Origin of the sequence: Belnapia arida, assembly GCF_016773205.1 — a bacterium.
In the GTDB taxonomy this organism is placed as follows: Bacteria; Pseudomonadota; Alphaproteobacteria; order Acetobacterales; family Acetobacteraceae; genus Belnapia; species Belnapia arida.
Map to the genome: position 1 here is coordinate 17,334 of NZ_JAETWB010000004.1, position 18,345 is coordinate 35,678.

Annotated in this window: 22 protein-coding genes; 15 read left to right on the forward strand and 7 right to left on the reverse strand. The window is 71.4% G+C overall.

The genetic code is table 11. The features are described from left to right. Nucleotide 1: 1 nt before the first annotated feature. Genes JMJ56_RS11750 through JMJ56_RS11760 form a run of 3 tightly spaced genes read right to left on the reverse strand, consistent with a single transcriptional unit; the run spans nucleotide 2 to nucleotide 3,011 of the window. On the reverse strand, nucleotides 2-973 hold the full coding sequence (locus JMJ56_RS11750; RefSeq protein ID WP_202831871.1) for a tripartite tricarboxylate transporter substrate binding protein: 972 nt from the start codon (nucleotides 971-973) through the stop codon (nucleotides 2-4). A gap of 27 nt (nucleotides 974-1,000) precedes the next feature. Continuing rightward, nucleotides 1,001-1,999 carry a tripartite tricarboxylate transporter substrate binding protein gene (locus JMJ56_RS11755; RefSeq protein WP_202831873.1) on the reverse strand — a complete coding sequence of 333 codons (999 nt, stop codon included), beginning with the start codon at nucleotides 1,997-1,999 and terminating at the stop codon, nucleotides 1,001-1,003. 31 nt (nucleotides 2,000-2,030) lie between these two features. Next, nucleotides 2,031-3,011 carry a tripartite tricarboxylate transporter substrate binding protein gene (locus JMJ56_RS11760; RefSeq protein WP_202831875.1) on the reverse strand — a complete coding sequence of 327 codons (981 nt, stop codon included), beginning with the start codon at nucleotides 3,009-3,011 and terminating at the stop codon, nucleotides 2,031-2,033. A 142-nt stretch (nucleotides 3,012-3,153) separates the two neighbouring features. Here JMJ56_RS11760 and JMJ56_RS11765 point away from each other — a divergent pair, with 142 nt between their 5' ends. The 7 genes from JMJ56_RS11765 (at nucleotide 3,154) to JMJ56_RS11795 (ending at nucleotide 9,794) form a co-directional block, all read left to right on the forward strand. After that, on the forward strand, nucleotides 3,154-4,476 hold the full coding sequence (locus JMJ56_RS11765) for an MFS family transporter (protein ID WP_202831877.1): 1,323 nt from the start codon (nucleotides 3,154-3,156) through the stop codon (nucleotides 4,474-4,476). 62 nt (nucleotides 4,477-4,538) lie between these two features. Then, nucleotides 4,539-5,930: a dihydrolipoyl dehydrogenase gene (gene lpdA, locus JMJ56_RS11770; RefSeq protein ID WP_202831879.1), complete on the forward strand. Its 1,392-nt coding sequence runs from the start codon at nucleotides 4,539-4,541 to the stop codon at nucleotides 5,928-5,930. 54 nt (nucleotides 5,931-5,984) lie between these two features. Next, on the forward strand, nucleotides 5,985-6,413 hold the full coding sequence (locus tag JMJ56_RS11775; RefSeq protein WP_202831881.1) for a polymorphic toxin type 5 domain-containing protein: 429 nt from the start codon (nucleotides 5,985-5,987) through the stop codon (nucleotides 6,411-6,413). A gap of 40 nt (nucleotides 6,414-6,453) precedes the next feature. Continuing rightward, on the forward strand, nucleotides 6,454-7,497 hold the full coding sequence (locus JMJ56_RS11780; RefSeq protein WP_202831883.1) for a DNA adenine methylase: 1,044 nt from the start codon (nucleotides 6,454-6,456) through the stop codon (nucleotides 7,495-7,497). After that, nucleotides 7,497-7,760, forward strand: a complete 264-nt coding sequence (locus JMJ56_RS11785; protein ID WP_202831885.1) for a PGPGW domain-containing protein — start codon at nucleotides 7,497-7,499, stop codon at nucleotides 7,758-7,760. Before JMJ56_RS11780 ends, JMJ56_RS11785 begins: the two co-directional genes overlap by 1 nt. A gap of 102 nt (nucleotides 7,761-7,862) precedes the next feature. Next, on the forward strand, nucleotides 7,863-9,116 hold the full coding sequence (locus JMJ56_RS11790) for an MFS transporter (protein ID WP_202831887.1): 1,254 nt from the start codon (nucleotides 7,863-7,865) through the stop codon (nucleotides 9,114-9,116). Between the two features lie 27 nt (nucleotides 9,117-9,143). After that, entirely contained in the window at nucleotides 9,144-9,794 is a 651-nt protein-coding gene (locus JMJ56_RS11795) for a LytR C-terminal domain-containing protein (protein ID WP_202831889.1), read from the forward strand. Here the strand turns inward: JMJ56_RS11795 and JMJ56_RS11800 are convergent. Continuing rightward, the gene (locus JMJ56_RS11800; RefSeq protein WP_202831891.1) at nucleotides 9,780-10,001 is read right to left on the reverse strand and encodes a hypothetical protein; all 222 of its coding nucleotides are present in this window, start codon (nucleotides 9,999-10,001) and stop codon (nucleotides 9,780-9,782) included. The two genes, JMJ56_RS11795 and JMJ56_RS11800, sit on opposite strands and share 15 nt — an antisense overlap. A 97-nt stretch (nucleotides 10,002-10,098) precedes the next feature. After that, entirely contained in the window at nucleotides 10,099-10,923 is an 825-nt protein-coding gene (locus JMJ56_RS11805) for a helix-turn-helix domain-containing protein (RefSeq protein ID WP_202831893.1), read from the reverse strand. A gap of 53 nt (nucleotides 10,924-10,976) precedes the next feature. Here JMJ56_RS11805 and JMJ56_RS11810 point away from each other — a divergent pair, with 53 nt between their 5' ends. Genes JMJ56_RS11810 through coaE form a run of 3 tightly spaced genes read left to right on the forward strand, consistent with a single transcriptional unit; the run spans nucleotide 10,977 to nucleotide 13,708 of the window. Beyond that, nucleotides 10,977-12,227, forward strand: a complete 1,251-nt coding sequence (locus JMJ56_RS11810) for an MFS transporter (protein WP_202831895.1) — start codon at nucleotides 10,977-10,979, stop codon at nucleotides 12,225-12,227. Nucleotides 12,228-12,263: 36 nt separating this feature from the next. Beyond that, nucleotides 12,264-13,118: a shikimate dehydrogenase gene (locus JMJ56_RS11815; protein ID WP_236037687.1), complete on the forward strand. Its 855-nt coding sequence runs from the start codon at nucleotides 12,264-12,266 to the stop codon at nucleotides 13,116-13,118. Next, nucleotides 13,115-13,708: a dephospho-CoA kinase gene (coaE, locus tag JMJ56_RS11820; RefSeq protein WP_202831897.1), complete on the forward strand. Its 594-nt coding sequence runs from the start codon at nucleotides 13,115-13,117 to the stop codon at nucleotides 13,706-13,708. Before JMJ56_RS11815 ends, coaE begins: the two co-directional genes overlap by 4 nt. A gap of 7 nt (nucleotides 13,709-13,715) precedes the next feature. Here the strand turns inward: coaE and JMJ56_RS11825 are convergent, their stop codons facing one another. Then, a complete protein-coding gene (locus JMJ56_RS11825) occupies nucleotides 13,716-14,171 on the reverse strand; it encodes a septal ring lytic transglycosylase RlpA family protein (RefSeq protein WP_202831899.1) in 456 nt (151 codons plus the stop codon). 228 nt (nucleotides 14,172-14,399) lie between these two features. Between JMJ56_RS11825 and JMJ56_RS11830 the strand changes: the two genes are divergently transcribed. The 5 genes from JMJ56_RS11830 (at nucleotide 14,400) to JMJ56_RS11850 (ending at nucleotide 17,551) form a co-directional block, all read left to right on the forward strand. Next, entirely contained in the window at nucleotides 14,400-14,597 is a 198-nt protein-coding gene (locus JMJ56_RS11830; protein ID WP_202831901.1) for a hypothetical protein, read from the forward strand. Between the two features lie 25 nt (nucleotides 14,598-14,622). After that, a complete protein-coding gene (gene dnaQ, locus JMJ56_RS11835; RefSeq protein WP_202831903.1) occupies nucleotides 14,623-15,345 on the forward strand; it encodes a DNA polymerase III subunit epsilon in 723 nt (240 codons plus the stop codon). 47 nt (nucleotides 15,346-15,392) lie between these two features. Beyond that, nucleotides 15,393-16,373 carry an SDR family oxidoreductase gene (locus JMJ56_RS11840; protein ID WP_202831905.1) on the forward strand — a complete coding sequence of 327 codons (981 nt, stop codon included), beginning with the start codon at nucleotides 15,393-15,395 and terminating at the stop codon, nucleotides 16,371-16,373. Nucleotides 16,374-16,413: 40 nt separating this feature from the next. Then, complete coding sequence (locus JMJ56_RS11845; protein WP_202831907.1) at nucleotides 16,414-17,226, forward strand: SDR family NAD(P)-dependent oxidoreductase; 813 nt, start codon at nucleotides 16,414-16,416, stop codon at nucleotides 17,224-17,226. A 73-nt stretch (nucleotides 17,227-17,299) separates the two neighbouring features. Continuing rightward, the gene (locus JMJ56_RS11850; RefSeq protein WP_202831909.1) at nucleotides 17,300-17,551 is read left to right on the forward strand and encodes a hypothetical protein; all 252 of its coding nucleotides are present in this window, start codon (nucleotides 17,300-17,302) and stop codon (nucleotides 17,549-17,551) included. Here the strand turns inward: JMJ56_RS11850 and JMJ56_RS11855 are convergent. Then, nucleotides 17,548-18,324, reverse strand: a complete 777-nt coding sequence (locus JMJ56_RS11855; protein WP_202831911.1) for an HpcH/HpaI aldolase family protein — start codon at nucleotides 18,322-18,324, stop codon at nucleotides 17,548-17,550. The genes JMJ56_RS11850 and JMJ56_RS11855 overlap by 4 nt on opposite strands. Nucleotides 18,325-18,345: the final 21 nt, after the last annotated feature.

Genomic DNA, 18,345 nt, shown 5'->3' on the forward strand with positions numbered 1-18,345 from the left:
CTCAGTCGATGCTGATGCCGAGCCGCGCCACCGTCTCCCGCTCATAGACCACCCGCTCGCGGGCGAAGGCGAGGTACTCGCGCGGGCCGAGATACTCGTTCGGCAGCTCCCAGCGCTTCATGATCGCTTGGCTGGCCTCGTCCTCGAAGGCCTTCTTCAGCGTGCGATGGAGGATGTCCACCACCTCCGGCTCCATCCCCTTCGGCCCGGCGAGGCCATAGGGAGAGGTCACGCTCATCCCGTAGCCCAGGTCCTTCAGCGTCGGCACGTCGGGGAAGCTCGGCAGTCGCGTCGGCGTCCAGGCGGCGAGCAGGCGGAGCTCGCCGGTCTCCACCTGCGGCCGCCAGGACTGGCTGTCGGCGACGATGTCGATCTGCCGCCCGAGCAGCGCGGTCACGCCCTCCTGGCTGCCGCGCATCGGCACATGCGTCATCTCGGCCCGCTCGCGGGTGAGGATGTCGTCCATCGCCAGGTGGTTGGTGGTGGCGATGCCGCTGGTCGAGTAGGTCAACCGGCCAGGGGCGCGGCGGGCGGCCTCCATCAGCTCGGCATGGGTCTTCCACGGGCTGTCGCCGCGCACCGCGGTGCCGAAGACGAAGCCGGTGAGCTGCATGATGTAGGTGAAGTCGCCGACCGGGTCCCAGGTCGCCTGCCGCGTCAGGAAGGGATGGCGGAGGATCGACAGGTGGTGGTGAGCGATGGTGTAGCCGTCAGGCCGCGCCTGCTGGATCAGGAACATCGCGGCACGGGTGCCGCGGGCGCCGGCCATGTTCTCGATGATGATGGGCTGGCCGAGATCCTTCGCCGCGATCTCGAACATCTGCCGGTGCAGCGCGTCGAGCGAGCCGCCCGGCGGCCAGGGGATGAGGCAGCGGATCTGCCGGTTGGGAAAGCGCCCCTGGCCCAGCGCCGGGGCCGCGAGCAGGCCGGCCGCCGCGCCGAGAGCGGCGCGGCGGGTGATCGTTCTTGTCATTCGTTCCTCCCGAAGTCGTTGGGGCGCCTAGCCGTCGAGCGTGAGGTTCAGCCGCTTCACCATCATCTTTTCGTAGTCGACGCGCCTGGCGACGAAGTCGCGGTAGTCCTCGGTGTTGCGGTAGACCAGCGGCATGTCGAACTGGCCACGGATGCGCTCGTTCTCCGGGTCGAAGAGCGCCGCCTTGAAGGCATCGTGCAGCACCTGCACCACGCCCTCGTCCATGCCCTTCGGGCCGCTGACGCCATAGGGCGAGGTGACCTCCATGTCGTAGCCCAGCTCCTTCAGCGTCGGCACGGTCGGGAAGCGGGCGGCGCGCTCGGCGGTCCAGACCGAGAGGGCCCGCATCGACCCCGCCTCGACGAAGGGCGCCCAGGCGCTGCTGTCGGAGACCATGTCTACCTGCCCGGCCAGCGCCGCCGTCACCCCCTCGTTGGAGCCGCGGAAGGGCACATGGGTGATCTCCACCTTCTCCATCTCCAGGAGGGTCTCCATCGCCAGGTGGTTGCTGGTGCCGATGCCGCTGGTGGAATAGGTCAGCTTGCCGGGATTGGCCCGGGCATAGGCGATCATCTCCTGCCAGGTCGCGAAGCGGCTGTCCGCCTTGACGGCGGTGCCGAAGAGCCAGCCGGTGAGGCCGATGATATGGGTGAAGTCGCGCACCGGGTCCCAGAGCGGGGCCTTCATCATCCAGGGCCGGCGCAGCACGGAGAGGTGCATCTGCGTCAGCGTGTAGCCGTCCGGCCGCGACTGCTGGGCGACCGTCATCGGCCCGAGCGTGCCGCCCGCCCCGGGCTTGTTCTCGAGCACAACCGGCTGGCCGAGCGCCCTGCTGGCGATCTCGCCCATGGAGCGGAGCTGCGCATCGGCCGAGCCGCCCGCCGGCCAGGGGATGACGAGGCGGATCGGCCGGTCCGGGAAACGCCCCTGGGCGAAAGCGGAGGGGGCGAGGGCAGGGGAGGCAAGCGCGGGGGCAAGGCTGGCCGCGGCGAGCGCGATCGTCCGGCGGCGGGTGATCGGTGGCATTCTTGTGGCGTCTCCCGGGTACTGTCTTGCTTCAGTCGATCCGCAGCTTCAGCCGCTCCGCCATCGCCTTCTCGTACTGCGCCCGGCGGGCGATGAAGCTGCGGTATTCCTCAGTATCGTAGTACTCGAGCGGCATGTCGAACTGCGCCCTGACGGCGGTATTGGCCGGGTCGAACAGCGCCGCCTTGCAGGCATCGTGCAGCACGCGGACCACGCCCGGGTCCATCCCCTTCGGCCCGGCAAGCCCATACGGGGATGTCACGACCATGTCGTAGCCCAGCTCCTTCAGCGTTGGCGCGTCGGGGAAGCGGGGCGAGCGCTCGGCCGTCCAGACGCAGATCAGCCGGAGCTGCCCGCCATCCACCAGTGGCGCCCAGGCAGAGCTGTCGGCGACGCTCATCACCTCGCCGGACGCGACGGCGACCGCCGCCTCGTTCGAGGCGCGGTAGGGGACATGCACCAGCTCTAGCTTCTCGCGAGCCGCCAGCTCCTCCATCGTCAGGTGGTTGGTCGTGGCGATGCCGGAGGTGGTGTAGGTCAGCCGCCCGGGATTGGCGCGGGCATAGGCGATGTAGTCTGCCCAGCTCTTGATCGGCCCGTCCGCCTTCACCGCGATGCCGAACATCCAACCGCAGAGCCCGATGATGTGGGTGAAGTCGTTGACCGGGTCCCAGGGCGGGTTGCGGGTGATGAAGGGACGCCGCACGATCGAGAGGTGCATCTGGCTGATCGTGTAGCCGTCCGGCCGCGCCTGGGTCGTCAGGTGCAGCGCGCCCATGGTGCCGGAGGCGCCGGGGCGGTTCTCCACGACCACCGAATGCCCGAGCGCCCGGCCGGCGATCTCGGCCAGCGAGCGGAGCTGCGCATCCGCCGAGCCGCCCGGCGGCCAGGGGATGATGAGGCGAATGGGCCGGTCCGGAAATCGTCCCTGGGCCAGGGCAGGCGCCGCCAGCGCCGCCCCGCCGAGGGCCAGCGCACCGCGCCGGCCGAGCCGTGTGCCTTCGAAATCCATGGCCATGACCTCCCGTGGGTGGGGGCCGGTTCCACGTCCGGCCCCTCATCGTTGCCAGGCCAGTCTGGCGGGACGGCGGGCGGAGGGGAAGCGCCTTGCCACGCCGGAGCGTCACCGCGTCGCAGGGGCGGAGGAGCTCCCTATGCCCAGCGCAACCACCACCCTCCCCCTGGATGCGGCCGCCGACCGCCGGCGCCGGATCCTCGCCATCGTCGGCGGGTCGTCCGGCAACCTCGTCGAATGGTACGATTTCTACGTTTATTCCTTCTGCTCGCTCTACTTCGCCTCGTCCTTCTTCCCCTCCGGCGACCGCACCTCGCAGCTCCTCGCCGCCGCCGGGGTCTTCGCTGCCGGCTTCCTCGTACGCCCGCTCGGCGGCTGGATCTTCGGCCGCCTGGCCGACCGGCGCGGCCGGCGCTTCTCCATGATGGCCTCCGTCCTGCTGATGTGCGGCGGCTCGCTGATGATCGCCCTGCTGCCCACCCATGCGAGCGTCGGCTTGCTCGCCCCCGTGCTGCTGACGGTCGCGCGCCTTGCCCAGGGCCTCTCGGTCGGCGGCGAGTACGGGACGAGCGCCACCTACATGTCGGAGGTCGCCGAGCCCGGCCATCGCGGCTTTTACGCCAGCTTCCAGTACGTCACGCTGATCGGCGGGCAGCTCCTCGCCGTGCTCGTCATCGTCATCCTGGAATCGATGCTGACCAACGAGCAGATGCGCGCCTTCGGCTGGCGCATCCCCTTCGTCATCGGTGCGGCGGCAGCGGTGGTCGCCCTCTTTCTCCGCCGCGCCCTGCACGAGACACAGAGCGCCGATGCGGCGCGGCGCCCGGAGGCCGGCTCGCTCCGTGCCCTGCTGCGGCACCCGAAGCCGCTGCTGCTGGTGCTCGGCCTGACCGCGGGCGGCAGCCTCAGCTTCTACGTCTTCACCACCTTCATGCAGAAATACCTGGTGAACACCGCGCATTTCGAGGCCCGCACCGTCAGCGCCACCATGGCCTGGGTGCTGCTGGCCTTCATGGTCGTGCAGCCCGTCTTCGGCGCCCTCTCCGACCGGATCGGGCGGCGGGCGATGCTGCTCGCCTTCGGCGGCCTCGGCGCGCTGATGACCGTGCCGCTGCTCAGCGCCATCGGCCGGGCCGCCTCGCCGCTGGAGGCGGGGCTGCTGGTGCTGGCCGGCCTCGCGGTGATCTCCTGCTACACCTCGATCAGCGGCGTGGTGAAGGCGGAGCTCTTCCCCGCCCAGGTCCGGGCGCTCGGCGTCGGATTGCCCTATGCGGTGGCCAATGCGCTGTTCGGTGGCACGGCCGAGTATGTCGGCCTCTGGTTCAAGTCGGTCGGGGCCGAGAGCGGCTTCTTCTGGTACGTCACCGGTTTCTTCCTCCTCGCCCTGGTCACCGCTTGGTTCATGCCGGAGACGCGGGTGGAGGGCCACTTGAGCCGGGAGGAGCGGGAAGCCGCCGCCTAGGCTTGCCTTGGGACCCGCCTCGGGCCAGTTTCCGCCGCGAAATCCCGGCCCGAGGACCCCCAATGCCCGACAGCTTCGACCTCATCGTCATCGGCTCCGGCCCCGGCGGCTATGTCTGCGCCATCCGCGCCGCCCAGCTCGGGCTGAAGACGGCCTGCGTGGAAAAGCGGGAGACGCTCGGCGGCACCTGCCTCAATATCGGCTGCATTCCCTCCAAGGCCCTGCTCCAGAGCAGCGAGAATTTCGAGGAGGCGGCCCACAAGCTGGCCGACCACGGCGTCCTGGTCGACGGCGTGAAGCTCGACCTCGCCAAGATGCAGGCCCGGAAGGGCGAGGTGGTGAACGCCAACGTCAAGGGCGTCGAATTCCTCTTCCGCAAGAACAAGGTCACCTGGCTGAAGGGCGCCGGCAGGATCACCGCCCCCGGCCAGGTCGAGGTGGGTGGCGAGACCTACGCCACCAAGGCCATCGTCATCGCGACCGGCAGCGACAGCACCCCGCTCCGCGGCGTCGAGGTGGACGAGAAGCGCGTCGTCACCTCCACCGGCGCGCTGGAGCTGGAGAAGGTCCCCGGCCACCTCGTCGTCATCGGCGGCGGCGTCATCGGCCTGGAGCTCGGCTCGGTCTGGAAGCGCCTCGGCGCCCAGGTCACGGTCATCGAGTACCTCGACCGCCTCATCCCCGGCATGGATGCCGAGCTGGCGAAGCAGGCCGAGCGCCTCTTCGGCAAGCAAGGCATGAAGTTCCGCCTGAAGTCGAAGGTGGTTGCCGCCGAGCAGGATGCCGAGGGCGTCACCCTCAAGGTGGAGCCCGCCGCCGGCGGCGATGCGGAGGAGATCCGCGCCGATGTCGTGCTGCTCGCCATCGGCCGCCGCCCCTATGTCGAGGGCCTCGGCCTCGACGAGGTCGGCGTGAAGCGTGACGAGCGCGGCCGCGTCGCCACCGACGCGCATTTCGCCACCAGCGTGCCGGGGATCTACGCCATCGGCGACTGCATCGCCGGCGCCATGCTGGCCCACAAGGCCGAGGAGGAGGGCGTCGCCGTCGCCGAGATCCTCGCCGGCCAGGCCGGCCATGTGAACTACGGCGCCATCCCGAGCGTCGTCTACACCTGGCCCGAGATCGCCTCGGTCGGCGCGACGGAGGACGAGCTGAAGGCCGGGGGAGTGGCCTACAAGGCCGGCAAATTCCCCTTCACGGCCAATGGCCGGGCGCGTGCGATGAACGACACGGACGGCTTCGTGAAGATCCTGTCGGACGCCAAGACCGACAAGGTGCTCGGCGCTCACATCATCGGTCCCGATGCGGGCACGCTGATCGCCGAGATGACGCTGGCCATGGAGTTCGGCGCCAGCGCCGAGGACGTGGCCCGCACCTGCCACGCCCACCCGACGCTGAACGAGGCGGTGAAGGAAGCCGCTCTCGCCGCCGACGGGCGAGCGTTGCATATCTGATGCCGAATGGCGGCGGATCGGCTACCCTCCCCGGTTGAGAGGGGAGGGGATGCCATGGCCGCGAAGCAACGCACCGGGGCGCAGGAGGCCTTCATGCGCTGGGCGCTTGCCGTCATCCTGGCGAAGCCCGGCCATCCTCTGGAATTCCTGGTCGACCCGGTGACCGAGGATTGGCATCCCCGCCTCAAGGATGCCTTCCGGAACGAACACCTCCCGGCCGTCCAGGCTGGACACCTGGTCAGCTTCCAGCGCCTCGGGGACACGGCGCAGGAACGCCTCGCCCTGCAGGACGCCGACTTCAATCAGGAACGGAACTACACGGTGGAGACGCATGGCCGTCGCGGCATCGTCGTCTCCATCGGCATCGGCGGCGTACCGGTGAAGATGCGCGCGGCGCGGATGTGGGAGAATGTCGGCGTGCTGGTGCCGAAGGGCACCGTCGCCGCGTCGCGGACGTATCCGGGCTGGGCGCTCTCCGGTTGATGGCTTGCCCCGAATCGCCGCCCCGGCTGGTCCTCCATCGGTGATCAAGTATATCGGCTCCAAGCGGGCGCTGCTGACGCAGATCCTTTCGGCCATCCGCACCGCCGCGCCGGAGGGGGCCACCGTGGCCGACCTCTTCTCCGGCACAGCCCGGGTCGGCCATGCGCTGAAGGGCGCCGGCTACCGCGTCATCTCCAACGATCACAACGCCTTCGCCCATACCCTCGCCACCTGCTACGTCCAGGCCGATGCCGAAGCCTGGGGCGAACGGGCGGCGCGCATTCTCGCCGACCTCGGGCGACTGCCGCCGCGCCATGGCTGGTTCACCGAGACCTATTGCGTCGCCGCCCGCTACTTCCACCCCGACAACGGCGCCCGGATCGAGGCAATCCGCGAGGGAATCGCCGCACTCGGCGCCGAGCCGGAGCTGGAGGCGGTGCTGCTCACCTCCCTGCTCGAGGCGGCCGACCGGGTGGACAGCACCGCCGGCCTGCAGATGGCCTACATGAAGCGCTGGGCCGCCCGCGCCCATAACCCGCTGGCCCTCCGCCTGCCCGCCATGCGGCCACGGCCCGCCGCCGGCCCCTGCGCTGCCCTCTGCGGCGAGGCGGAGGAGGTGGCGGCCACACTCGACTGCGACCTCGCCTATCTCGACCCGCCCTACAACCAGCATTCCTACCTGCGGAACTACCATGTCTGGGAGACGCTGGTGCGCTGGGACCAGCCGGAGGTCTATGGAATCGCCAACAAGCGCCTGGATTGCCGCACGCGGCGCTCCGCCTTCAACAGCCGACCCGGCATCGGCCCAGCGCTGGCGCGCACCATCGCCGCGCTGCGTTGCCCCACCGTCATCGTCTCCTTCAACGACGAGGGTTACCTCGGCCGCGCCGCGCTGGAGGCGATGCTCAGGCCGCGCGGCCCGCTGCGGGTGATCGAGATCCCCTACGGCCGCTATGTCGGCGCCAAGATCGGCATCCACAACCCGAAGGGCGAGAAGGTCGGCACAGTGGGGCGGCTGACCAACACCGAATATCTCTTCGTCTCCGGCGAGCGCGCCCTCGCCCTGCCGCCGAGGGCCGCCTGATGAGTTCGTGGCAAAGGAAGGTACTCGGCTTCGCGCTGCTGGCGCTGGGTGTCGCCGGGCTGGTGCTGCCGATCCTGCAGGGCGTGCTCTTCCTCGCCCTCGGCCTTTTCGTGCTGCGCGACCAATACGCCTGGGCGCGGCGCTGGATGGGCAAGCTGGAGGCACGCTTCCCCCGCCAGATGGCGCGGGTCGAGGCGATGGAGGCGCGGCTGATCGGCTGGAGCCGCCGGCAGGGCGAGAAGCTGCGGCGCCTTCTGTCCTGATCTTGCCACGGAATGGAATTTTCCATTCGGAAGATGAACGGAGTATTAACCATCTGACACTGGGCCCTTGGCGCCCTCCTCAACCTTGCCGAGAACATCCGTATGGTCGATCTCCGCACGGACTCCCGCTTCGTCGCCTTGCTCCTCGGCATTGGCCAGACCTTGGCCTGGGCCACCAGCTACTACCTGCCGGCGCTGCTTGCGCCCGTGGTGGTGGAGGACCTCCAGGCGGATCGGACGCTGGTCTACGGCGCCTTTTCCCTCGCCCTGCTGATCTCCGGCCTCGCCGCGCCACGGATCGGCCGGACGATCGAGCGCCTCGGCGGGCGGCCGGTGATGATGGCCTCCGCGGTCACCCTGGCCGCCGGACTGGCGTTGCTCGGGCTGCTGCCGGGGCTCGCGGGCTGGTTCATCGCCTGGATCGTCCTTGGGGTCGGGATGGGGCTTGGCCTCTACGAGGCGGCCTTCGCCACGCTCGGCACGCTCTACGGCCGGGCGGCGCGGCGGGGGATCACCATCGTCACCCTGCTCGGCGGCTTCGCCAGCACCATCGGCTGGCCGCTGACCGCGGCGCTGATGCCCGCCCTCGGCTGGCGCAACACCTGCCTGGTCTTCGCCGCCGTCAACCTGCTGCTGGTGCTGCCGGTCTATGCGATGCTGCCGCGCGCCGGGGCGGGCGGCGAGTCGAAGGCCGCCGCCGCCGATCCCGCCGAGATTCCGCTGCCGGCCGCCTGGGTGCGGCGCAGCTTCCTCTTCCTCGCCGCCTTCTTCACCCTGCGGGCGCTCATCAGCACTACCATGTCGGTGCAGCTCCCGGTGATGCTGGCGGGGCTCGGCCTCTCGGTCACGGCCGCGGTCGCCGCCGCCTCGCTGATGGGTCCGGCCCAGGTCGGCGGGCGGCTGCTGGAGTTCACCGTGGGCAAGTCGGTGCACCCGTTGCGCGTCGCCTGGCTGGGCGCCGGACTGCTGCCGGTTGCCACGCTGCTGCTGGTGCTGATCGGACCGGTGGCGGCGGTGCCCTTCGTGCTGATGCACGGTGCCAGCAACGGCATCATCACCATCTGCCGTGGCTCCGTGCCGCTCGCGCTGTTCGGCCCGCGCGGCTATCCGGTGCTGATGGGCAAGCTGGCGCTGCCGGTGCTGATGGCCCAGGCCGCGGCGCCGATGCTGACCGCGCCGCTGCTGGCGCATCTCCCGGCAATGGCGGTGCTCGGCCTCGCCGGCCTGGTCGGCCTCGCCGCCCTGCTCTGCCTGCTGCCGCTCCGCACCGCCCCGCCGTCGGCACCGCGGGTCGCTGAAGCGATGCGGGTCGGGACCCGGCCTGCAACCGGTGCTGGACCGGCCCGGCGTGTGTGATACCTAGAAGATCGGAGGTCCGGCCCGATGTCCGAGAAGTTCGAGGAATACATATCGCTCGGCAGCGACTGCGAAGTCGGCTTCCAATTCCGCCGGGTCCTCGGCCGCGACAGCTCTTCCTTCTTCAGCTGGAACGTCACCGGCATTGCCGCCCTGGAAAGGCTGCTCGCCACCCGCTTCGACGGCGTGCTGCAGGAGGCCGACATCTCGGCCCATGCCGATGGTTCGATGCTGCTCGACGGCGGCTATGGCTACAAATTCCACTCGCCCTTCCGCGGATACGACTTCCGCGCCGACCCCGACTATGCAGCCCGCTGGGCCGACCACCTGGAGAAGGCCGGCTACCTGATCGCCAAATTCCTCCGCGGACGTCCGGCCGGGCACCGCACCGCCTATTTCTACAAGATCGAGCCGGAAGAGGAGGTGGCGGAGCTGCGCCGCCTGTTGCCCGCCGTGCGCGGCCAACTGCTCGACATCCATGGACCGTCGCATTTCGAGCTGGTCGTGGTGCTGCCGCAGGACCGCTTCGAGGAGGATTGGGGCGAGGCCCGCATCCACAACCGCTATGTCCGCCGCCTTGCGCCCTGGCACGATGCGACGGATGGGCACGTCTCCTCATGGGACCGCATCTTCAGCGAGTTCCCGCACACGGAGCCGCTGCGCCTAGCCGGCTACTGAGCCCCTGCGGACCGCCGCTTCCCGCCGCGGCTCCTGCCGGGCCCGGCCGATGGCGACCCAGGCGCCAAGGGCGGCCACCAGCAGGGTCGATCCGGCGCTCCAGATCGCCAGGTATTCCAGCGCCACCCATACCCATGCCATGGGCGCCAGCCCAAGCCAGACCACGGTCGTCACGATAACGGCGCCCAGAACGGCATTGCCAAGCATCGGGGGGTTACTCCTGGCGTTTTCCCGGGGCATGGGGGGACATGCACCCATCACATTCGTATATTGCACGCGGAGTTGATTCAAGTATTTCCCGATGTTACAAGCCGCCAATTCCGCCTGCGGTCCGACCGCTGCCCGGCGTGACCCCGAAGGCGGCGCGGAAGGCTGCCCCGAAGGCCGGCGCGCTGGCATAGCCGACCCGCGCGGCCGCCCGCGCCGGCGGCACCCCCTCGGCCAGCAGTGCCGCCGCCTCGGCCAGCCGCAGCGCCTGCCGCCAGCGGCCGAAGCTCATCCCCGTCTCTTCGCGGAAGAGGCGGGTGAGGGTGCGCGGGCTCGCTCCACACTGCCGCGCCCAGTCCTCGAGGCCAAGCGGCTGCGCCGGGTCCGCCTGCAAGGCCGCCGCCAGCCGCCGCAGCCGCGCATCGCACAACGCCGGCAGGCCGAGCGGCAGGCGCGGTGCGCGGGCGATCTCGTCGAGGATCAGGGCCGTGATGTGCCCGCCGCGCCCGGCCTGGTCCCACTCCAGCGGCTCGGCGCAGGCAGCCAGCACCAGCTCCCGCAGCAGGGGCGAGACGGCCAGCACCGTCACCGCGCCCGGCCCCGCCGCCGCCGCATCGGCGCGGAGGAAGAGCGCCCGCATGGCGACCGGTCCCTGCATCGCCGTCACATGCGGCACGCGTGCCGGCATCCATAGCGCCCGGCCCGGCGGCAGGACGAAGGCCGCCGTGTCGGTGGCGATGCGCATCACCCCGCGCGTCGCATAGAGCAGCTGCGCGCGGGTATGGGCATGCCGCTCCACGCTCTCCCCGGGGCGGTAGTCGCGGGTGAAGCCGGCCAGCGGCCGGTCGACGCCGTCCTGCGGCAGGTTGCGCAGCGGCGCCTCGGGCAATTGGCCGGACGCCGACAGGGTTTGGCCAGCCATCGTCATCCGGCCAGGCTAATCTTCCGACACGGTCCAGGAAATCGGAAAGCGCCATGCACGACCAAGCCAGGCGGCAGATCGCCTTCGTCAACATCGCCCACATCTTCACCCACTACTCGCTGCTGATCCTGGCGACGGCGGTGCTCGGCATGGTGGCCCAGGCGCCGGAGGCCTTCGGGCAGGAGTACGGGCCGATCATCGCGCTCGGGACGGGGATGTTCGTGCTCTACGGCCTCGGTTCCCTGCCGATGGGCTGGCTCGCCGCCCGCTTCGGCCGGAAGGCGATGATGGCCGGCTTCTTCCTCGGCACCGGCGGGGCGATGATGCTCGCCGGCCTCGCCGAGCGGCCGCTGACCTTGGGCCTCGCGCTCGCGCTGATGGGCGCCTTCGCCGCCATCTACCACCCGATCGGCACGGCGATGCTGGTCGAGGCGGCGAGCGCCGCGCCCGGCGGCAAGGTCGGCCGCGCGGTCGGCATCAACGGCGTCTTCGGCAATCTCGGCGTGGCCTGCGCCCCGGTGGTGACGGCGCTCGTCGCCGCCCGGCTCGGCTGGCACTGGGCCTTCATCCTGCCCGGCGCGCTCTGCGCCGTCGCCGGCCTCGCCTGGCTGCGCGAGCCCGCCTTCGACGCAGCGAAGGCCGCCGGCGGCGCCAAGCCCTTCCCCGAGATTCCCGCCGCCGTCGTCCGCCGTGCCGTTGCCGTGCTGCTGACCATCGCCGCCGTCTCCGGCCTCGTCTTCAACGCCTTCACCCTGCTGATCCCGAAGCTGATGGAGGAGCGGCTGGCGACCTCGCCCGGCCTGCTGCCGGTGGTCGGCATGCTCGCCTTCGCCGCCACGCTCTGCGGCGGCCTCACCCAGTTCACCGTCGGCCGCCTGATCGACCGCCACAGGCTGAAGCGCGTCTTCCTGCCGCTGGCCCTGCTGCAGCTGCCCTGCCTGCTCGCCTTGTCCTTCGCCCAAGGGTGGTGGGTGCTGCCGCTCTCGGCGCTGATGGCCGCCTCCATCTTCGGCCAAGTGACGGTGAACGAGACGATGACGGCGCGCTACGTGGCGCCGGCGCTGCGGGTGAAGCTCTACTCCATCCGCTTCACCATCGGCTTCCTCGGCGCCGCGGCGGCCTCGCCCCTCATCGGCTTCCTGCACGAGGCGACGGGCAGCCTCGCCGCGCCGATGCTGGTGCTGGCCGGGTTCGGCGCCGTCACCTTCCTCTGCGCGCTGCTCTTCCCCGACCGGCCGGAGGAGCTGCAGCCGGAGCTCTGGGCGCGGCCACGCCAGACGGCCGGCCTCGCCGCCGCCGAGTAGGTTGACCGCCGCCCGCGTGGCGGCGACCCTCGGGGCATGACCATCCTCACGGGCCCCATCCTGACCGGCACATCCCGACTTGCCGGGATCTTGGGCTGGCCCGTCGCCCATTCCCGCTCGCCGCGCCTGCACGGGCTCTGGCTGCGCCGCCACGGCATCGACGGCGCCTACCTCCCCCTACCGGTGCGGCCGGAGCGCTTCGCCGATGCGGTGCGCTCGCTGGCCGATCTCGGCTTCCGCGGCGCCAACGTCACCATCCCGCACAAGGAGGCGGCCTTCGCCGTCTGCGACCAGGTGGAGCCCTCGGCCGAGCGCGCCGGGGCGGTGAACACACTCGTCTTCCGCGACGGCCGGACCTGCGGTTCCAACACCGACGGCTTCGGCTTCCTCGCCAACCTGCGCGACGGCGCGCCGGACTGGCGGGCGGAGGCAGGGCCGGCGGTGATCCTCGGCGCCGGCGGCTCGGCGCGCGCCATTGCCGCGGCGCTGCTCGATGCCGGCTGCCCCCGCCTCACCCTGGTCAACCGCACCCCCGCCCGTGCCGAGTCCCTGGCCCGGGCGCTGGGCGGCCCCGTCGAGGTGGCGGACCGCGCGCCGCTCGGGGATGCGGCGCTGCTGGTCAACACCACATCCCTCGGCATGCAAGGCCAGCCGCCGCTCGAGATCGACCTCGCCCCGCTCCCCACCGGGGCGGTGGTCGCCGACATCGTCTACGTCCCGCGCGAGACAGGGCTGCTCGCCGCGGCGCGGGCACGCGGGCTGGCGGCGGTCGACGGGCTCGGGATGCTGCTGCACCAGGCGCGGCCCGGCTTCGCCGCCTGGTTCGGCGCGGAACCCGTGGTCGATGCCGAGCTGCGCGACGTCGTCGGCGGGGACATCCCGACGCGATGAAGATCGTAGGGCTGACCGGCAGCATCGGCATGGGCAAGTCGACCGCAGCGAACACCTTCCGCCGCCTGCACGTCCCCGTCTTCGATGCCGATGCCGCCGTCCACGCGCTGCAGTCGCGCGGCGGCCGCGCCGTGGCCCCGATCGGCGCGGCCTTCCCCGACACGGTCCGTGAAGGCCGCGTCGACCGCGAGGCACTGCGCCGCGCCGTGCTCGGCGACAACGCCGCGCTGACGCGGCTGGAGCGCATCGTCCACCCGCTGGTGCGCGATGCCGAGCGCCGTTTCCTCGCCGCTGCCCGCAGGCGGGCCGAGCCGATGGTCGTGCTCGACATCCCGCTGCTCTACGAGACGCGGGGGGAGGGGCGCTGCGACCTGGTGGTGGTGGTCTCCGCCCCCGCCGCCGTGCAGCGCATCCGCGTCCTCCGCCGGCCGGGGATGACGGAGGCGCGCCTCGCCGCCATCCGCGCCCGGCAGCTGCCGGACCGGGAGAAGCGCCGCCGCGCCGACCGGGTGGTGGAGACGGGACTCTCCCGCCACGCTGCCCAGCGCGCCATCCGGGCGCTGGTGCGGGAGATCCGCGGCGGGCGGTGAGCCCTGGCTACCGCGTCGAGGCCATCGCCGCTGCCGCCTCGGCTTCGCGGCCCGGCGGCACCGCGACCGGCCGCACCTCCACCGGGGCGACGCCTTGCTGCTTCATGCCGAGCCGCTCCGCCGTGCGGGGGCTGAGATCGACCACCCGGCCGCGCACATAGGGCCCGCGGTCGCGGATGGTGACGCGGGCGGTGCGCCCGGTCTCGGTGTTCTTCACCTCGGCGACCGTGCCGAGTGGCAGGGTGCGATGCGCGGCGGTGTCCGAGTTCGGGTCGAAGCGGGCGCCGCTCGCGGTCTGCCGCCCATTGAATTGCGGGCCGTAATAGGAGGCTTGCCCGACCTGGGTTGGCGCCGCCTCCGGCGCGGCTGCCCGGGGCTCGGGCGCAGGCGGCGGGGCGCTTGTGCAGGCGGCGAGGCCGCCCAGGATCAGGCTCGGCAGGACAAAGCGAAGGCCGGTCCGCATGGCGTCGTCTCCATGAAAGTTGCGACCGCGTTGACGCCCGGAAGCGGTACGAGTTGTGGCTCGCCATGGCGTCGGCGAGCTGCCTCCCGCCCTCGTGTCCCGCCTTGCCGCCTGGCGCGAGCGCCAGCGACGGCGCCTCAATCCGGCGGCGTGGTGGCGGCGGATTCGCATCCGGCGGCCCTGCCTTGGCGTTGTCACCGTTCCATGCCAGCCGAAGGGAGGATGAGCATGAACGGCAAGGATATGCACCGCATCGTCGGCCGCTGGACGGCCGGCAAGCCGATCCGCGACAGCCTGGCGGAGCTGCACCGCCAGCAGCAGGCGACCCCGCCCGCCACGGCCGTCGAGCTGCACCGCCGCCGTCGTGCCGAGGCTGCCGGGCTGGGGCCGCAGGCCAGCCAGCCCGGCCGCACCGTGCTACGATAGCCCCGGAATCGAGGCGGAGGCGCGGGTGAGCCAGGCGGGACGGGATGCGCGGCAGCGCGCGGTGGTGCTGGATACCGAGACCACCGGCCTCGACCCCGCCACGGGCGACCGCGTCATCGAGGTGGCGGCGATCGAGCTGGTCAACCTGATGCCGACCGGCGCCACCTACCATACCCTCATCGACCCCGAGCGGGACGTACCGCCGGAAAGCACCCGCGTCCACGGCTTCACCGCCGAGATGCTAAAGGGCCAGCCCAAATTCGCCGAGATCGTCGAGGGGATGCTGGGCTTCATCGGCGATTCCGCGATCATCGCCCACAACGCGCCCTTCGACTTCGGCTTCCTCGATGCCGAGCTGGTGCGCGCCGGCCACAAGCCGCTCGACCGGGCGCGGATGGTCGACAGCCTGATGCTGGCGAAGGAGCGCTATCCGGGCATGCCGAACAGCCTCGATGCGCTTTGCCGCCGCCTCGGCATCGACAACTCCATGCGCACCAGCCACAACGCGCTGCTCGACGTGAAGCTGCTCGCCCAGGTTTATCTGGAGCTGAAGGGCGGCCGGCAGCCCGGCTTCGTCCTGGCATTGAACATCGGCGGCGGCACCCGCGCGCTGGCCGGTCTGGACCGCCCCCGCACGCCCCGCCTCGTCACCCCCAGCGAGGCCGAGCTCGCCGCCCATGCGGAGTTCCTGAGGAAGGTGAAGGACCCGCTCTGGCTCCAGCCGCCCTTCGCCGCCGGAACCACCTGACGCCCCGCGCCTTCCTTCGGCTGACCCCGCCAGCCGGAAAGGCCGCCATGCCCCGCATCCCGAACGCCGTCACCGTCATCACCGGCGCCTCCTCCGGCATCGGCAAGGCGACTGCCCTTGCCTTCGCCCGCGAGGGCGCCCGGCTGGTGCTCGCCGCTCGCCGGCCGGAAGCGCTGGAGGACACGGCGCGGGAATGCCGCGCCCTCGGCGCCGAAGCCATTGCCGTGCCGACCGATGTCTCGGACGGCGCCCAGGTCGAGGCGCTGGCCCGGGCCGCCATCGACGTCCATGGCCGCGTCGACGTCTGGTTCAACAACGTGGGCACCGGCGTCTTCGGCCCTTATTGGGAGGCGACGGCTGAGCTGCAGCGCAAGGTGGTGGAGATCAACCTGATCGGCACCATGCAGGGCAGCTCCGCCGCGCTGCCGCATTTCCTCCGCCAGGGCGGGGGCGTGCTGATCAACATGTGCTCGATGGGCGGCTGGTCGCCGACGCCCTTCGCCGCTTCCTACGCCGCCAGCAAATTCGGCATCCGCGGCTTCAGCGCGAGCCTCCGCCAGGAGCTGACGGGCAAGCCCGGCATTCATGTCTGCGCCGTCTTCCCGGCGCTGGTGGACACGCCCGGCCTCGACCGCGCCGCGAACGTCTCCGGCCGGAGGCTGGAGCCGAAGGCGCTCTACCTGACGCCGGAGGCGGTGGCGGAGGTGGTGCTGGCCCTGGTCCGCCGGCCGCGCGCCGAGGTGGCGGTCGGCTGGGAGGCCACGGTGGCGCGCGTCGCCTATGGCCTGGCGCCCGGCCTGACCGAGACGGTGTCGGGGGCGGCGATCCGCGCCGCCCTCCGCCGCGCCGGCCGGGTGCCGCGCAGCGAGGGCGCCGTCGCCCGCCCGATCGCCGAGGGCACCAGCTCGCGCAGCGGCAAGCCCGTGCCGCATGCGCGCGGCCCCAGCCTCGGCACGCTGGCGCTCGGCGGCATCGGCCTGCTGCTCGGCGCACAGTGGCTGAGCGGGGCCATGACGCGGCGCGGATAGCTGGCTAACCTTCCTGCCGGGATAAAACCGGAGGAAACGAATGGCTCAGCTCCAAGGCCCCCAGCTCCATGGCAAGGTCGCGCTCGTCACCGGCGCGGCCGCCGGCATCGGCGCCGCCTGCGCCGCGACCCTGGCGCGCGAGGGGGCCAAGGTCCTCCTCACCGATCTCGACGATGCCCGCGGCGAGGCCATGGCCGGCCGCATCCGCGAGGCCGGGAGCGAGGCCCACTACCTCCACCAGGACGTCACCGACGAGGCCCGCTGGGCCGAGGTGGTGAAGGAGGCCGAGACCCGCTTCGGCCGGCTCGACGTGCTGGTCGCCAATGCGGGCATCGCCATCCTGAAGTCGATCCTCGACATGTCGCTCGAGGAGTGGCGGCGGCAGATGGCCGTCAACGTGGACGGCGTCTTCCTGTCGGTGAAGCACGCCATCCCGGCGATGAAGCGCGCCGGCGGCGGCTCCATCATCCTGCTGTCCTCGGTGGCCGGCATCCGCGGCTCGGCCGGGCTCGCCGGCTATTCGGCGTCGAAGGGCGCCGTCCGCCTCTTCGCCAAGTCGGTGGCGCTGGAATGCGCGCGCGACAACATCCGCTGCAACAGCGTCCATCCCGGCATCATCGACACGGAGATCTGGGACAAGATGCCGATCGGCCCCGGCGGCCGCAACGCCCCGCTCGACGCCCGCGCCATCGCCGCCGCCAGCGTCCCGACCGGCAAGCTCGGCACGCCGCAGGACATCGCCAACGGCGTGCTCTACCTGGCCTCGGACCAATCAAGCTATGTCAACGGCTCGGAACTGATCATCGATTCCGGCCAGACGGCGGGCCGGGTCGGCAGCCTCAAGCAGGACTAAGTCCGCGATTGCCAGAGGCGAGGGCGGGCCATAAGACCGCCCGAGCCGATGCAGCGAGGGCCACCCATCCGCGATGAAACTGTTCAGTATCCCGGGTATCTGGTGGCTTCTGGCGAAGACGCTGGCCGCCGCCCTCCTCGGCGCGGTCCTGTTCGGCGCCGCCGTCTCCAGCATGGCGATGCTGGAGGCCGGCGCCGATGGGCGGGGCCTCGCCGCCGGCACCATGGCAGCGGCCATCGCCGCCCCGGTCCTGCTGGTGCTCGGCCTGGCCTGGATCATCGTCCGCGCCCGCGCCCTCCGCAGGCAGGCCGGCCCGCAGGACTAGCTTGCGGCAATCCCCCGCAGCCGCCCGACGCCCTCCGCCACCGCCGTCTGCAACAGCCAGGCATCCCCGCCCCAGGCCAGCAGGCGGAAGCCGTCCTGCCAGGCCCGCTCCGCCTCCTCTGGCCCGGTCACCAGCCGGCCAAGGCCCTTGCCGTGCTTCCGCGCAGCGGCGCAGACCCGCCGCGTCGCCTCGCGGAAGGCCGGATGATCGAACTCCCCCGGGATGCCGAGCGAGGCCGAGAGGTCGAAATGCCCGACCCAGAGCGCATCGACGCCATCGAGCGCCGCGATCGCCTCCGCCTGCTCCACCCCCTCGGCGGTTTCGATCATCAGCACCAGCACGGTGCGCTCGTTGGCCGCCGCCAGCTTCGCCGCCGCCGGCCCCGCCCGGTAGTTGTCATGTGCGATCTGAAGCGCGACGCCCCTCCGCCCCTGCGGCGGGTATTTCAGCGCAGCGACCGCAGCCCGAGCCACCTCCAGGCTGCCGACCAGCGGCAGCATCACCCCCTCCGCCCCCACATCGGCGAGGCGGGCGATGTCATGGGCGTCGCGCGAGGGCACCCGCACCAGCGTCGGGATGCCGCCCGCCTCCAGGTAGCGCAGCGCGGACTTCACCGTCTCGGTCGAGAAGCCGCTATGCTCCATGTCGAGGAAGGCGAAGTCGCAGCCGGCGCCGGCCAGGATATGGCCGATCCCGGGCGTCACGAACTCGACGAGGAAGGTTCCGGCGGCGAGCCGGCCCGACTGCACCAGGGACTTCAGGCTTTGCGGCATGGACTTCTCCTCGTGGTTTGC

Coding starts and splice junctions, on each gene's coding strand:
- JMJ56_RS11795 (WP_202831889.1), top strand. CDS start 9,144: ATGTCCGAGAAGTTCGAGGAATACATATCGCTCGGCAGCGACTGCGAA.
- JMJ56_RS11750 (WP_202831871.1), bottom strand. CDS start 973: ATGACAAGAACGATCACCCGCCGCGCCGCTCTCGGCGCGGCGGCCGGC.
- JMJ56_RS11815 (WP_236037687.1), top strand. CDS start 12,264: ATGACCATCCTCACGGGCCCCATCCTGACCGGCACATCCCGACTTGCC.
- JMJ56_RS11755 (WP_202831873.1), bottom strand. CDS start 1,999: ATGCCACCGATCACCCGCCGCCGGACGATCGCGCTCGCCGCGGCCAGC.
- JMJ56_RS11785 (WP_202831885.1), top strand. CDS start 7,497: ATGAGTTCGTGGCAAAGGAAGGTACTCGGCTTCGCGCTGCTGGCGCTG.
- JMJ56_RS11790 (WP_202831887.1), top strand. CDS start 7,863: ATGGTCGATCTCCGCACGGACTCCCGCTTCGTCGCCTTGCTCCTCGGC.
- JMJ56_RS11850 (WP_202831909.1), top strand. CDS start 17,300: ATGAAACTGTTCAGTATCCCGGGTATCTGGTGGCTTCTGGCGAAGACG.
- JMJ56_RS11810 (WP_202831895.1), top strand. CDS start 10,977: ATGCACGACCAAGCCAGGCGGCAGATCGCCTTCGTCAACATCGCCCAC.
- JMJ56_RS11805 (WP_202831893.1), bottom strand. CDS start 10,923: ATGGCTGGCCAAACCCTGTCGGCGTCCGGCCAATTGCCCGAGGCGCCG.
- coaE (WP_202831897.1), top strand. CDS start 13,115: ATGAAGATCGTAGGGCTGACCGGCAGCATCGGCATGGGCAAGTCGACC.
- JMJ56_RS11800 (WP_202831891.1), bottom strand. CDS start 10,001: ATGCTTGGCAATGCCGTTCTGGGCGCCGTTATCGTGACGACCGTGGTC.
- JMJ56_RS11840 (WP_202831905.1), top strand. CDS start 15,393: ATGCCCCGCATCCCGAACGCCGTCACCGTCATCACCGGCGCCTCCTCC.
- JMJ56_RS11830 (WP_202831901.1), top strand. CDS start 14,400: ATGAACGGCAAGGATATGCACCGCATCGTCGGCCGCTGGACGGCCGGC.
- JMJ56_RS11845 (WP_202831907.1), top strand. CDS start 16,414: ATGGCTCAGCTCCAAGGCCCCCAGCTCCATGGCAAGGTCGCGCTCGTC.
- JMJ56_RS11775 (WP_202831881.1), top strand. CDS start 5,985: ATGGCCGCGAAGCAACGCACCGGGGCGCAGGAGGCCTTCATGCGCTGG.
- JMJ56_RS11855 (WP_202831911.1), bottom strand. CDS start 18,324: ATGCCGCAAAGCCTGAAGTCCCTGGTGCAGTCGGGCCGGCTCGCCGCC.
- JMJ56_RS11765 (WP_202831877.1), top strand. CDS start 3,154: ATGCCCAGCGCAACCACCACCCTCCCCCTGGATGCGGCCGCCGACCGC.
- lpdA (WP_202831879.1), top strand. CDS start 4,539: ATGCCCGACAGCTTCGACCTCATCGTCATCGGCTCCGGCCCCGGCGGC.
- JMJ56_RS11760 (WP_202831875.1), bottom strand. CDS start 3,011: ATGGATTTCGAAGGCACACGGCTCGGCCGGCGCGGTGCGCTGGCCCTC.
- JMJ56_RS11825 (WP_202831899.1), bottom strand. CDS start 14,171: ATGCGGACCGGCCTTCGCTTTGTCCTGCCGAGCCTGATCCTGGGCGGC.